Annotated in this window: 9 protein-coding genes; all 9 read left to right on the top strand. The window is 45.0% G+C overall.

The features are described from left to right. Nucleotides 1-95 precede the first annotated feature (95 nt). The 9 genes from EO131_RS12690 to EO131_RS12650 all read left to right on the top strand — a co-directional run bounded on the left by EO131_RS12690 (nt 96) and on the right by EO131_RS12650 (nt 14,403). The gene (locus tag EO131_RS12690; RefSeq protein ID WP_127022687.1) at nt 96-3,386 is read left to right on the top strand and encodes a SusC/RagA family TonB-linked outer membrane protein; all 3,291 of its coding nucleotides are present in this window, start codon (nt 96-98) and stop codon (nt 3,384-3,386) included. A gap of 20 nt (nt 3,387-3,406) precedes the next feature. After that, nucleotides 3,407-4,861 (top strand): SusD/RagB family nutrient-binding outer membrane lipoprotein, encoded by a 1,455-nt coding sequence (locus EO131_RS12685; RefSeq protein ID WP_127022684.1) that lies wholly within the window; start codon nt 3,407-3,409, stop codon nt 4,859-4,861. 9 nt (nt 4,862-4,870) lie between these two features. Next, nucleotides 4,871-6,541 carry an alkaline phosphatase family protein gene (locus EO131_RS12680; protein WP_241243839.1) on the top strand — a complete coding sequence of 557 codons (1,671 nt, stop codon included), beginning with the start codon at nt 4,871-4,873 and terminating at the stop codon, nt 6,539-6,541. Beyond that, nucleotides 6,541-7,815 (top strand): ComEC/Rec2 family competence protein, encoded by a 1,275-nt coding sequence (locus EO131_RS12675; RefSeq protein ID WP_241243838.1) that lies wholly within the window; start codon nt 6,541-6,543, stop codon nt 7,813-7,815. Before EO131_RS12680 ends, EO131_RS12675 begins: the two co-directional genes overlap by 1 nt. Continuing rightward, entirely contained in the window at nt 7,793-9,163 is a 1,371-nt protein-coding gene (pbfA, locus tag EO131_RS12670) for a (R)-1-hydroxy-2-aminoethylphosphonate ammonia-lyase (protein WP_127022679.1), read from the top strand. Before EO131_RS12675 ends, pbfA begins: the two co-directional genes overlap by 23 nt. Next, nucleotides 9,163-10,764, top strand: coding sequence for a fibronectin type III domain-containing protein (locus EO131_RS12665; RefSeq protein ID WP_127022677.1), 1,602 nt, complete (start codon nt 9,163-9,165; stop codon nt 10,762-10,764). The genes pbfA and EO131_RS12665 overlap by 1 nt, the downstream gene beginning before the upstream one ends. Further along, nucleotides 10,754-11,830: an alkaline phosphatase family protein gene (locus tag EO131_RS12660; RefSeq protein ID WP_127022674.1), complete on the top strand. Its 1,077-nt coding sequence runs from the start codon at nt 10,754-10,756 to the stop codon at nt 11,828-11,830. Before EO131_RS12665 ends, EO131_RS12660 begins: the two co-directional genes overlap by 11 nt. 145 nt (nt 11,831-11,975) lie before the next feature. Beyond that, nucleotides 11,976-12,608, top strand: coding sequence for a Crp/Fnr family transcriptional regulator (locus EO131_RS12655; protein ID WP_127022671.1), 633 nt, complete (start codon nt 11,976-11,978; stop codon nt 12,606-12,608). 61 nt (nt 12,609-12,669) lie between these two features. Next, nucleotides 12,670-14,403, top strand: a complete 1,734-nt coding sequence (locus EO131_RS12650) for a SulP family inorganic anion transporter (RefSeq protein WP_127022668.1) — start codon at nt 12,670-12,672, stop codon at nt 14,401-14,403. Nucleotides 14,404-14,423 lie beyond the last annotated feature (20 nt).

Here is a 14,423-nt window from a genome sequence, read left to right as displayed (position 1 = left end):
GTATCATTTTTTTAATCTGTTTAAAGGCATGCCTTAACTCATGAGTTGGATATTTGTTGATAAATAATTAACCAATATTTACAAATATTCAACAAATGAAAAAATCAATCGTAGCATTATTATTTACCTTGATGGTAAGTGTAATTGGCTATTCCCAAATCACCTTTACGGGAAAGGTTTTGGATGAGAACAACGTACCATTGCCCGGAGCTTCGGTAGTTGTTAAAGGTAGCACCGTGGGTGTGGCTACAGATTTTGATGGGAACTTCGAAATTGAGTTGCCCAGTGAAAATGAAATATTATTGGTAACCTATATAGGTTACTTGGCCAAGGAGTTCAATACTTCTGGCCAAATGTCGAGCACTATTGTACTGCAACCTGATTCACAACAGTTGGACGAGGTAGTGGTTACTGCATTGAACATTACCCGGGATGAAAAGTCCTTGGGGTATGCAGTGCAAAAAGTAGGGGGCGAGGAAGTTTCCCAATCCACCAGTACCAATACTGTAAGTACATTGGCGGGTAGAACGGCAGGTGTGCAGGTAGTGACCAATGGCACGGGACCCGGACAATCCTCCTCTGTGGTGATCAGGGGCTACTCTTCCATGCAGGGCGACAACCAACCCCTATTTGTAGTGGATGGTATTCCGATTAACAACAATACCGATACCCGAACCAATACCTTGGGAGGTGCTTCCAACATGAACCTTGATTATGGTAACGGTGCGGCCGAGATCAACCCGGATGATGTGGCATCCATATCGGTACTTAAAGGTGCGAATGCAACGGCCTTGTATGGCTCACGTGCCGCCAACGGTGCGGTGATCATTACCACAAAATCAGGTAAGGGTCAGCGAAGTGGCATCAGCTTCAGCTCCAAAACCACTTTTGAAAGTGTATTGAAAGCTCCTGAATACCAAGGAGTCTATGGACAAGGTAAAAACTTCGACTTCGCCTTTGTCGATGGCTACGGAAACGGAACCTATGACGGTGTGGACGAATCTTGGGGTCCGCTATTGGACGGAACCTTGAGACCACAGCACGATTCCCCAACCACCAATGGACTACGTGGAGGTGATGTGCACGGATTGGATTACGTTCTAGGATCTTCAGGGGTAGACCTGAATAGAAGGGGCGATATTATTGCCACACCATTTGTTTACGGCGGCAACCCGGCCGAGGAATTCATGGAAACCGGAAGGACCATGATCAACACGGTTTCTTTTTATGGTTCCAACGACAAAGGAAACTACAGGGTAAGCTATACCAATTTGGACAATAAGGGTATTGTGCCCAACACCGATATCAAAAGAAACACCATTTCACTTTCCGGCGACTACCAACTTACTGATAGGTTGAGTGTGTCATCAAAAGTGAACTATATCAGGTCTGATTCGGATAACCGACACGTAAACGGATACGGTACGGAATCCGTAATGTATTTGTTCATCTGGTGGGGCCAGCAAGTGAACGTGCATGGCCTACGGGATTATTGGCAAGATGGATTGGAAGGCTTCCAGCAATTCAACTACAACTATAACTATCACGACAACCCGTACTTTACCATGTATGAGAATACCAACGGGTTGGCCAAGGACCGAATCATCGGAAATCTTTCCGCTACGTATAAGATCAATGATGACTTCAAATTTATGGTTCGCGGGGGTCGTGATTTCTTCTCCGAATACCGTTTCATCAAAAGGGCGTACTCTACCCAAAGGTTCCCTAACGGTCAATACCGGGAAGACAAGATCAATTTTCAGGAAACCAACTTGGATTTCTTGTTGACCTACGACAAGGCCGTTACCGATAAGTTCAATGTGAATGTCAACTTCGGTGGTAACCGCATGGTGCAGAAAAACCACTTCAACTCCTTGATGGCAAACAAGCTCCTTATTCCCGGAATTTACTCCTTCTCCAACGTGGATGGTAGCTTGGTGCAACGAACCAGCCGTCCGGAAAAGCAGATCAATTCCTTGTATGCTTTTGCCCAGTTGGGATGGGACAATAAAGTGTATTTGGATTTGACCGCCCGTAACGACTGGTCGTCCACACTGCCGGAGCAGAACAATTCCTATTTCTACCCATCCGCATCCTTAAGTGTGATATTATCGGATTTGATGGATTTCGGAAATAACGACATCATCAACTTTGCCAAGTTAAGGGGAGGTTGGGCCCAGGTTGGTAGCGATACCGACGCCTACAGGTTGTCCGAATATTATGCTTTGGGCACTCCGGTGGGGGACAACCCAACGGCTAGTCCATCCAATACATTGCCCAACTTCGATTTGAAGCCTGAAATCCAGACTTCTTATGAGTTCGGTACCGATCTTAGGTTCTTTAACAATAAAGTTTCCTTGGATGCGACCTATTACAATTCTGTTTCCAAAAACCAGATTTTGGATATCGATCTTCCCATTACTTCCGGAAAAACAGCACGGACTATCAATGCAGGTAAGATTAGAAACCAAGGTTTGGAATTGATGTTGGGGATCACTCCGATATCCAATAACAATATTACTTGGAACTCTTCCTTCAATTTTGGTTTGAACAGAAACAAGATTCTTGAATTGGCCGATGGTGTGGACAGATACCAATACGGCGGCAATGGAATTACCCTGGTTGCCGAAAAAGGCGGTTCGTTGGGCGATATGTGGGGTACCGGATTGGTTCGGGTTGAGGATGAGAACAGTCCATATAACGGTCAGGTAATCTTCAACAACGGTTTGGTACAACAGGATAATACCCTAAGAAAGATTGGAAACTTCAACCCTGATTTTACCTTGGGATGGAACAATACCATCAGATATAAAAATGTGTCCCTCAACTTCTTGTTGGATTGGAGACAGGGCGGTGAACTGTTGTCCAGAACCCGTTTGATCGCAGCCACTTCTGGTAACGTGGTGGAAACTCTATGGGGTCGTTCCCCAGAATACGGTGGTCCACACCCAGGTATTGCCGATTCCGGTCTTTCCTATACCGATGGTGATGGAAGAACTTGGACAGATGGTGTGATCGGGGACGGTGTCAAGCAATTGGCCGATGGCTCCTATGCTCCCAACGATGTGATCGTTCCCGCCAATGCTTACCATAACAACAGATACAGACGTAATAATGAAACCGAAGGTATCTATGATGCAACCTTCATAAAATTGAGAGAGGCCCGATTGACTTACGATTTTCCAAAAAAATTATTGAAGAGCGACGATATCAAGAATTTGAGTTTCTCCATTATTGGTACCAACCTTTGGTTGTGGGCCAAGGATTATAACCACGGTGACCCTGAATTGCTATCGTTCGGTGGTGGAAGCTTTGTTCCCGGCGTGGAAGATGCCACCGTACCGACTACACGTAGTTTAGGATTTTCAATCAACGTACAATTTTAATCAGGCAAATAATCAACAAAATGAAAAAGATATTTATTATAACGAGCATTCTTGTTTTGACCCTCGGGTCCTGTGACAAGTTTGACGTGAGCAATGATAACCCGGATGTTGCGTTGAGCATCAACCAAAACCCGGAATTGCTATTGACCAATCTTCAAAGAAGATCCATTCGCGAAGCGGTAGGTGGATCTTGGAGCGAAGGAAACCTTATGGGCCAATACGGAGCCCGGATTGTATTTACTTCCTTCGACCTTTTCGACTGGGGAGATCAAGGAGGGGCATGGAACAGCTACTATTATGCCATCCGCGACGCCAAAGAATTGGAAAAAATGGCTGTTGAAAATGAACTGAACAGCTACGTGGCCGTTTCCAAGATCATGCAGGTTTGGGCTTTCAGTATTTTGACCGATATGTGGGGCGATATTCCCTATACCGAGGTAAACCGGGCCAGTGAGGAAAACTATACCCCAGTTTATGATGAGCAACAGACCATTTACACCTCCATGTTGGAAGAATTGGCCACGGCCAACAACCTTCTTTCCGGGGCCGATCTGAATGCGCTAAAAGGCGATTTGCTTTTTAACGGTGATTTGGATCTATGGCGAAAGTTTGCCAACTCGTTGCGTTTGCGTTTGGCATTGCGCTTGAGTGAGGTTGCACCTTCCACATCATCCAGTGTTATTGCTGAAATCTACAACAACCCTTCACAATATCCAGTGATGACCTCCAACGATGACAATGCAGTGCAAACCTTCTTGTCTGCCAATCCGGATGCGCATCCGGTAACCGAAGAATCGGTGTATCGTGTAGGATCTTACAATGAATATAGGATCTCCGAACATTTTGTGACCCTGTTGCAAGGTTTGAACGATCCGCGGTTGGAGTTTTTTGCCGATCCCACGGCCAATTCCGTGACCTTGGGTACGCCGGAGATTGTTGGAATGCTCAATGGCGTAGTGGACGGTCCCGCTTATACCTATCAGGGTGGGGATGCCTTCTTGTCCAAATTCAATATCGATTTCTTTTATTTCCAGCCCAATGCCAACCAAGCCAGGTTGATGCTGTACTCCGAAGTACAGTTTATTTTGGCGGAAGCAGCACAAAGAGGATGGATCACTGCCGATGCCCAAGCTCTTTACGAAGAAGGTATCACGGCCAATTTTGCGTACTGGGGAGTTGCTATGCCGGCGGATTATTTGACCAGCACAGGAGTGGCTTTCGATAACACATTGGAAACCATCATGACCCAAAAATATATCAACCTTTTTTACACGGATTACCAAGGATTCATTGAGTATAAAAGAACAGGTTTCCCAGCAACCATTGAACCTGGTCCCGATGCTTTTTATGATGTGTATCCAAGCAGGTTTGAGTATCCAAGTCAAGAGGAATCCTTGAACAATGCAAACTATACCGAAGCGGTCAATCGAATTGGCGGCGACAAGATTACTACCAAAGTTTGGTGGGAAAATTAATTGGCGTACATGTGTATTCAGAATTTAAGTAGAGTGTTGATCATGACCATGGGAGTTTTGCTCCTGTGGTCTTGTTCTTCCAACAATAATGAAAATGATAGAGGCATTCAATATGTGATCGTTATTGGAATCGATGGTTTGAGTCCCAACGGTATCCAAAAGGCAAACACCCCCATGTTGGATTCGATGGTGCAAAATGGGGCTGCTACCATGCACGCACGTTCGGTGCTGCCATCCAGTTCCAGTTCCAATTGGGCCAGTATGATCATGGGAGCCGATACCGAACAGCATGGCGTTACCTCCAACGGTTGGGAAAAATTCGACCACGAATTGCCCCCTGTCGTGGCGACCGCAAATGGAACCTTCCCTACCATTTTCACCTTGTTCCACGATCAGCAACCCGAAGCACATGCGGGGGCCATCTACGATTGGGATGGTTTTGGTCGATTGTTCGAAAAAGAGAATGTGGATTTTGACATCGACGGAGATCATGAGGACCAAACAACCCAAGAGGCTGTAAACTACATCAAACAACATACCCCCAATTTCACTTTTGTCCATTTAGATCATGTGGACCATGCGGGCCATGCCTTGGGCCATGGAAGCCCAGCCTATTACAAATCGGTTGAAAAAGCCGATTCGTTGATCGCACAAATTGTAGAAGCAACCAAGGACGCAGGTATTTTTGAAAAAACCATGTTCATTGTCTCGGCCGATCATGGTGGAATTGGATTTGGCCATGGAGGTGAGAGCTTGGCCGAAATGGAGATTCCATTCATCCTTTATGGAGCCGGAATCAAAAAAGGCTATCACATTGAAGAAACCGTTTACCAATACGACAATGCCCCCACGGTTGCCTATGCCATGGGATTGCAAACGCCACAAGCTTGGATAGGACGACCCGTAAAAGGAGCCTTTGTTGGCAATGAAAAACCAAAACTTACCTACAAGCGCAAAGAGCAAATAACCCAACCCAAGATTCTTCCGGATGCCGGTTATTTTGAGCCGGCCGGAGGAATTTTCAAAGCGGACTCTGTTGCCGTGGTCATACAAAACCCAAACAACCAAGGTAAAATCAGGTACACGGTCGGTGGCGATATGCCCACCATGGAGAACAGTCAAGCCTATCAAGACACTTTTTATTTAAAAAATACCGAGATCGTAAAAGCAGGCATTTTTCAGGAGGGGCATTTGGTGAGCACCGTGGCGGAAGCCAATTTCCGGTTGGTACCAGCTACCAAACAAGATCCTGTGAAGTACGAAGTGTTTTACGGTGAAGGAATGGATAAGTTGCCTGACTTTACAACCCTTCAACCCATTAGAACGGGATACGTACCTGAATTTTCACACAGAGAGGCCCTAGCCGACGATGTGCAACAAGATCAAGTGGCTTTGGTCTTGGAAAGTTATTTGGAGCTCCCTGAGGGTGGCACTTATGGATTTTTCACCAACAGCGACGATGGCAGCAAGTTGTATGTGGATGGCAAACTGGTGGTGGACAACGATGGGGACCATGGTGTTTTGGAACGCAGCGGGTCCCTGCATTTGGAAAAGGGAAAGCATTTGATCCGTGTGGAATTCTTCAACGGTGGCGGCGGTTTTCATTTGGATGCGAAATATCAAGGACCGAATATTCCCAAACAGATTATACCAGCTAATCTTTTGTACAGAAATAAGTAATGATGAAATTCAATTTCAAAAGCCATTGCCCGATTGTCCTCCTACTATGGGTGGGTTTGGTTACCAATGCACAGCAACAGTTGCCAGAATGGAAACCCGGGTATTTGGACATTCACCACATCAATACAGGTCGGGGCGATGCCGCCTTTTTGGTTTTTCCTGACGGCACCACTTTGCTTGTGGATGCGGGGGACATGTCCGAAACCCATCCTAGGACCACATCGAGCAGAAATGCCAAATTAATGCCCAGCCGATCCAAGACCGCTCCGCAATGGATCGTGGATTACATCCATCAATTTTTACCCAAAAATCAAGAGCGAAAGTTGGATTATGCACTCATTACCCATTACCACGATGATCATTTTGGTGAGGTGGATGCATTGCGAAAATTTGCTTCCGGAGGGTATCAGCTAACGGGAATCATGGAGGTGGGGACCCATATTCCGATCAAAAAGCTAATTGATCGTGGTTTTGAGTATCCCATCAACCTGAAAGACCCAAAAGTACAAGCTGAAGATCGATTTTCGAAGGATACCTATGGGATGATCGCTACCTTGAAGGAGTATTGGAAGTTCATTGACTACCAGTCCAACAAAGTTGGATTGGAGCACGAAGCGCTTTTGGTGGGCAGTTCCGATCAAATCAAGTTGAACAATAGTCCGCAAAAATATCCGACATTTTCAGTAAGGAACATTGCTTCCAACGGAAACATTTGGACAGGGTATGACAATTCGTATTTCCCTTTGTTCAAAATAGGCGAATATCCGGGTGAAAATCCATTGAGCAATGTAATCCGCATCGATTACGGCAAATTCAATTATTACACTGGTGGCGATATTGCAGGGATTGATGGTCTTGGCCAAACGGACATCAACTCGTTGGAATCCCATGTGGCACCGGTGATTGGTCCAGTGGATGTGGCCACTTTGAACCATCATGGAAACAGGAATTCCCAAAACCCGTATTTCGTGCGTACGGTTAGACCCAAGGTGTGGATCCAACAAAATTGGACCGCCGATCATCCCGGAGAAGAGGTATTGCGAAGAATCACATCGAAACAATTGTACCCCGGCGAACGGGATATTTTTTCAACCATTATGCTACAGGGCACCAAGGATGTGATCGGGGGCAGGTTGGACCAGTACAAGAGCCAACAAGGACATATTGTGGTACGGGTGTACGAACAGGGCGATACCTATGATATTTATGTGTTGAACGATGCATCCGAAGAAAGGGAAATACTATCGAAACATGGACCATATACATCACGTTAAGCACAAGCTGGAAGCCATTGTGGAAGGGGATATCAACCTTACCCCGGCAAGGGGTGAATGGTTGCAGGAAGAAGTGAACAACCAAACCAAATTGCTATTGGAGAAGGATGCCAGGTTTTTTTTGCACCAATCCATGTCAACGCCGTGTTTGGATGTGCTTAAAAATTGTGAGGGATCGTATATTGAAAGCATTTCAGGAAAGCGGTACCTCGATTTCCACGGGAACAATGTGCACCAATTGGGTTTTTCACATCCCAAATTGATCACTAGATTAACCGAGCAACTCCAAAATCTCACCTTTTCCACCAGGAGGTACACCAATGAAACGGCCATTGCCTTTGCGGAAAAGTTGACCTCCCTGACGCCCAAAGACCTCAATCGCGTTTTGTTGACGCCCAATGGCAGTTCGGCCATTAGTATAGCCCTGAAATTGGCTCGGGCTGTTACTGGAAAGCACAAAGTGGTTTCCTTTTGGGATTCGTTTCACGGAGCCAATCTCGATGCCATCAGTGTGGGCGGTGAATCCGTTTTTCAGGAACATATGGGGCCATTGATGCCCGGAGTGGAGCGTATACCTCCTCCCATAACCTATCGGGGTATTTTTGAGGGAAATGAAGAAAAAGCGCTGGAATATTTGGAGTATGTGCTGAGCAAAGATGATGGGATTGGTGCGGTTTTGGCCGAGACCATCCGTAATACCGACGTGCAAATGCCTTCCGAAACATTTTGGAAGGGGGCGAGGGAACTTTGCAGCAAACATGGGGTGCTTTTAATTTTGGATGAAATTCCGATAGCCTTTGGAAGAACGGGAAAAATGTTCGCCTTTGAACATTTCGGCATTGAACCCGATATTCTTTGCTTGGGAAAGGGTCTTGGTGGTGGAATCATTCCACAAGCAGCCATCGTAACCCGTGATGCGTACAACAAATTCGGACATATTTCACTCGGGCATTATACCCATGAAAAAAGTCCACTTGGTGCTGCTGCCGGACTGGCCCTCTTGGAGATTATAGAAGAAGAAAACCTATTGAGGAAAGTAAAGGAAGACCAGGAATTTATGCGCAAGGCCCTGTATAAAATGCATCGCAAGTATTCCTTGATCGGTGATGTTCGTGGTGTCGGTCTTTTGTGGGGCATTGAATTGGTAACCAACCGAACCACTAAGGAAAAGGCTATTTTGGAAGCCGAAGAAATCATGTACGAATGCCTAAAACAAGGCCTGAGTTTTAAAGTATCAAAAGGGAATGTGTTGCAATTGTCACCACCATTGACCATTTCCAGAACAGAATTGGAAAGCGCTATGGAAATATTGAACGCAGCCTTTCTTAAAACCAATGCAATAGCCTAATGAGAAAAATCAATCTACTCTTTGTTTATATCTTTTTAGGATTGGGTACTGTTATGGCCCAATCCAAACCCCAAATTTTGGTGCAACCCTATTTGCAGGATGCCGAACCCAATTCCATTACCATTATGTGGGAAACCTCCAGCGGGGAGGAAAGCATAGTGGAATATGGAACTTCCCCAAGATTGGGCAAGAAGGCCGAAGGAAATGCTGAGGGCATCAATTTTTCAGACACCAGGGTACATACTGTAAAGTTAAAAGGTTTGGAGCGTTTCACTGAATATTACTATCGGGTAAAAACAGGGAAATTAACTTCCGATATCTTTCAATTTAAGACACCGCCCTTTGCCAATGATGAGGAATCATTCAACATTGTTGCTATGAGCGACATGCAGTATGACAGCCAGCATCCAAACAAGTTTTCGGAGGTGGTAAACCAAGGAGTCCTTCAATATTTGCAAAAGGAATATGGGGGCAAATTGCCGGATAATTTGGCGATGGTCATGATTCCTGGCGATTTGGTGCAAAGCGGAAGTCAATACTACCAGTGGAAAGAGCATTTTTTCGATCCTGCCCAAAAATTGTTTGCCCAAGTTCCCGTGTATCCTGTATTGGGGAACCACGAGCGCAATTCGGTATTTTATTTCAAATATTTTAGCCTTCCGGAGAATGGCACTCCTGCCTATGCAGAGCATTGGTGGTACAAGGATTATGGCAATACCCGAATCATTGGTCTCAACTCCAACGAAGGCTATCGGAATCTTAGGGAACAATACGAATGGTTGGCAAAGGTTTTGGCTGAGACCGAAACGGACGACAACATCGATTTTGTGTTTGCACAGTTGCACCATCCCCATAAATCGGAACTTTGGATTCCGGGCGAAGACGAGTCCACAGGAAAAGTTGTGGAGATGCTGGAAGCGTTCTCTACAAAGACAGGAAAGCCCAGTGTTCATTTCTTCGGGCACACCCATGCTTATTCCAGGGGCCAATCCAGGGACCACAAGCACCTTTGGGTCAACGTGGCCACGGCCGGGGGAGCCATTGACAATTGGGGGGAGTTTGAAGGTCGGGATTATGACGAGTTCACAGTTTCGCAAGATGAGTACGGGTTTGTGATGGTGGAAGTGGATGGTAACCGAAGCGACCCTAAATTTACTATCAAAAGAATCAGCAGGGGCAATGAGGGAAAGTTCAGGGATAACGAACTTCGCGATAGCATCACCATTTGGCGGTTGGAAAAGAAGCCTGAAGCCCCCAAGATCATTTCACCTACCAACAATGAGCTAGTGGAAGAAGAATTTACCCTGTTGAAAGCTGGGGAGTTTTCAAGTCCTTTGAGCGGTGCTTTCTTGGCTGCGGCCCATTGGCAGGTTTCAGAAACCAAGGATTTTGAAAAACTGGCTTTGGACAGCTGGAAACAATATGAGAACTGGTATTACGAGGAAGACCGTCAAAAAAATGATGACCTTACCGACGAAAAAACCAAACGATTGAAACCGGCCACTACCTATTACTGGAGGGTTCGGTACCGCGACCAAAATCTGAATTGGAGTGATTGGTCTGAAACCGCATCATTTAAAACAAAAAGAAATGAAAAATAGAATCTTACTTTTGATGGCTGCCTTGGCAGTTTTTCTACAGATCAATGCACAGGACGTTAATGATACCAAAGTGATCTTGATTACTTTGGACGGATACCGTTGGCAAGAGCTCTTTACCGGAGCCGATTCCCTTTTAATTGCCAATAAAGAGTATGTCCACGACACCGCCATGCTCAAAAAGGCCTTTTGGCGCGAGACGCCAGAAGAACGAAGAGAGGTTCTGATGCCTTTTTTTTGGAACCAAGTGGCCAAAATGGGTCAAATACATGGCAATAGACCTTTGGGCAGCAAGGTAAATTTGACCAATACCATGTGGTTTTCCTATCCGGGGTATAACGAAATTTTGACAGGATCGGCGGATGATTTGCGGATAACGAGCAACGCCAAAAAGGACAATCCCAATAAGACGATTTTAGAGCAATACAACAATATTCCCGAAGGAAAGGACAAGGTTGCTGCGTTCGGAAGCTGGGACGTGTTTCCCTACATTATAAATGAAGAACGCTCTGGAGTTCCTGTAAATGCCGGATTTGAAGTTGCTAAGACTAATTTGAATGAAAGGGAAAAATTCCTGAACGAATTGCAAGGGCAAATTCCAAGCCCATGGGGCAGTGTACGGCTGGATGCCTTTACCCATCATTATGCTTTGGAACATATGAAAAAGGAGCATCCCAAGTTTGTTTACATCTCTTATGGAGAAACCGATGACTTTGCCCACGATGGGGATTATCAGGCCTATTTGAAATCGGCACATAATACGGATACCCTCCTTAAGCAACTATGGGAATTCACCCAACAGGATGAATTTTATAGGAATCAGACCGTTTTTTTGATCAGTACCGATCATGGAAGGGGTACGGAGCCATTGGACACTTGGAGAAGCCATGGAAGTAAAATCGAAGGAGCAGACCAAGTTTGGTTGGTGGCCTTCGGAAAAAATGTGAGGTCCATGGGTGAAGTAAAACAACAAGAACAATTGTACTCCAACCAGATTGCCCCCACCATTGCCAAGATGCTGGGAATATCAATTGCCAAAGAGGCAAAAGGGCAACCTATAAAGTTATAAGATGAACAAAGATTAGTATCAGTTGTTTAGTTTAAGTTAATTTGCATTGTGCCCACACTTTTTGTGTGGGCATTGCATTTAGCTCAAAAATCAGGCCCCAATTTCTTTATTAAAATGGTTACCTTAGGGGACCTTTAAAAACAATATGGAAGAAGAATTAATAGGAACCTTCAGCAACTATTTTGAACCACCGCTGATCGATGAGATTATTGAGGTTGGAAAATTGATAGAAGTACCAGCAGGGGAAACGCTGATGGATATTGGCCAATATATCCGAAACATCCCCTTATTGCTTTCCGGAGCAATAAAAGTATTGCGGGAAGATGAGGATGGGGACGAACTGTTGCTCTACTATTTGGAGCAAGGGGAAACCTGTTCAGTGACCATGGCCTGTTGCATGGGCCATACCAAAAGTGAGATTCGCGCCATTACGGAGACCGACGCAAGAATCGTTATGGTCCCCGTTCAAAAAATGGAGGAATGGATGGCCAAATACCATGGTTGGAGAACCTACGTTTTCGATAGTTATCAAAATAGATTGAACGAACTGCTGCAAACCGTGGACAGTATCGCCTTCAAAAATTTGGACCAAAGGCTGGTGGATTATCTTAAAAAGAAGGTGGAGGTGACCAACGACGATAAGATCCGAAGTACCCACCAAGAAATTGCCTACGATCTGCATACTTCCAGGGTTGTGGTGTCCAGATTGCTGAAGAAGTTGGAAAAAATGAAAAAACTAAAACTCCATAGAAGCTACATTCATGTAGTGGATTTGTGAAAACACCCCTTGCTACTGTGGATTGCCCTTAGGCATTGTAGTTTTGCGCAAAAACAATCACATGTTCAAAAGGATACTTCCTTTTTTATCCTGGCTGCCCAATTATAACCGTACAACCCTTTATGGCGATTTTATTGCGGGTATCACATTGGGCATCATGCTTGTTCCCCAAGGTATGGCCTATGCCATGATTGCTGGCATGCCTCCCATTTATGGTTTGTACGCCTCCTTGGTCCCACCAGTTATTTACGCTTTATTGGGAACTTCCAGACAATTGGCGGTTGGGCCTGTAGCCATGGATTCTTTGTTGATTGCTGCTGGAATCGGAGCCATGAATTTTACCAAAACCGAAGAGTATATCGCGGCGGTTATCTTTTTAACGATGCTCATCGGGATGGTCCAATTGCTCTTTGGGATCATTAAAATGGGCTCGTTTGTCAATTTTTTGTCCAAGCCCGTGATCAATGGATTTACTTCAGCGGCCGCCATATTGATCGGACTGGGCCAATTGAAGCACATTCTTGGGATAACTTTGCCCCAATCCGGAAAAGTATATGTATTGCTGGGAAGCATATTTAAAAATTTGAACCAAGTGCATCTTTTAACCTTTGGTTTGGGCATTGTGGTGATTCTCCTGATTCTTGGTTTAAGGAAAATCAACAAAAAACTACCTGGACCGCTATTGATTGTGGTTTTGGGCATTTTGGGTGTGGTTTTGTTCGGTTTGGAGGGCCAAGGAATCGAAGTGGTGGGCAAAATTCCAGAAGGCTTGCCCAAATTTCAATTGCCCGTGGCACAATGGGACCAAATAGGTAAGTTTCTGCCCATTGCACTTACCGTGGCCCTTTTTGGTTTTATGGAATCCATTTCCATTGCCAAAAGTGTGGAGGAAAAGCATCCAGAATATGAATTGGATGCCAATCAAGAACTTCGTGCCTTGGGAATGTCCAATATATTGGGTTCGTTCTTTCAGTCCTTGGAAGTTTCCGGTTCATTTTCCAGAACGGCCATTAATGATGAGGCCGGGGCAAAAACCGGTTTGTCCCTCGTATTCAGTTCACTGATCATTGCGGCTGTTTTACTGTTTCTTACGCCCTTGTTCCATAACCTGCCCACATTGGCCTTGGGCGGTATCATCATTGTCTCCGTATTCGGTTTGATCGACATCAAATACCCGGTGTACCTATGGAAAAACAGAAAGGATGAATTTCTGCTGTTGATTGCCACCTTTGTTATGACGCTCTGTATCGGACTCATTGAAGGTATCCTTTTGGGCGTTTTACTTTCCCTCTTGTTGCTTGTTTATCGAATCTCCAATCCCCACATTGCCATTCTAGGCAGGATCAAGGGAACCAACTATTACAAAAACATCAATAGGTTTGTGGAAGATGTAGAGATCGAAAATGACATATTGGTGCTTCGGTTCGACGCACAACTGTATTTCGGAAACAAGGATTACTTCAAAAAACAACTGTATCAATTTCTAAAACAAAGGGGAAAAGGGGTGAAGTATGTTGTCCTTAACGCAGAAGCGATCAATTATATCGACAGCAGTGCCACTGTGATGTTGGAACGCGTCATTTTGGAACTCAAAGAAAAAGGGATTCAATTTAAGATAGCTGGGGCGATAGGGCCGACCAGGGACATTCTGCATCAAAGTGGCATCATTGCTGTTTTGGGAGAGGAAAATCTCTTTGCACAAACCTTCGAAGCGGTAGACAGTTGTTCTAAAACATTGGAAAGAAGCTCCATACAAAAGAAGGTGTCTTTACAGACAAAGAAAAAGAGTTTGTAACTTTAGTCACACACGTTTTG

Origin of the sequence: Flagellimonas beolgyonensis, from assembly GCF_003992615.1 — a bacterium.
In the GTDB taxonomy this organism is placed as follows: Bacteria; Bacteroidota; Bacteroidia; order Flavobacteriales; family Flavobacteriaceae; genus Flagellimonas; species Flagellimonas beolgyonensis.
Note: the sequence above shows the minus strand (reverse complement) of the source record. Positions and strands in the feature narration are given on the sequence as shown.

Coding starts and splice junctions, on each gene's coding strand:
- EO131_RS12690 (WP_127022687.1), top strand. CDS start 96: ATGAAAAAATCAATCGTAGCATTATTATTTACCTTGATGGTAAGTGTA.
- EO131_RS12685 (WP_127022684.1), top strand. CDS start 3,407: ATGAAAAAGATATTTATTATAACGAGCATTCTTGTTTTGACCCTCGGG.
- EO131_RS12680 (WP_241243839.1), top strand. CDS start 4,871: ATGTGTATTCAGAATTTAAGTAGAGTGTTGATCATGACCATGGGAGTT.
- EO131_RS12675 (WP_241243838.1), top strand. CDS start 6,541: ATGATGAAATTCAATTTCAAAAGCCATTGCCCGATTGTCCTCCTACTA.
- pbfA (WP_127022679.1), top strand. CDS start 7,793: ATGGACCATATACATCACGTTAAGCACAAGCTGGAAGCCATTGTGGAA.
- EO131_RS12665 (WP_127022677.1), top strand. CDS start 9,163: ATGAGAAAAATCAATCTACTCTTTGTTTATATCTTTTTAGGATTGGGT.
- EO131_RS12660 (WP_127022674.1), top strand. CDS start 10,754: ATGAAAAATAGAATCTTACTTTTGATGGCTGCCTTGGCAGTTTTTCTA.
- EO131_RS12655 (WP_127022671.1), top strand. CDS start 11,976: ATGGAAGAAGAATTAATAGGAACCTTCAGCAACTATTTTGAACCACCG.
- EO131_RS12650 (WP_127022668.1), top strand. CDS start 12,670: ATGTTCAAAAGGATACTTCCTTTTTTATCCTGGCTGCCCAATTATAAC.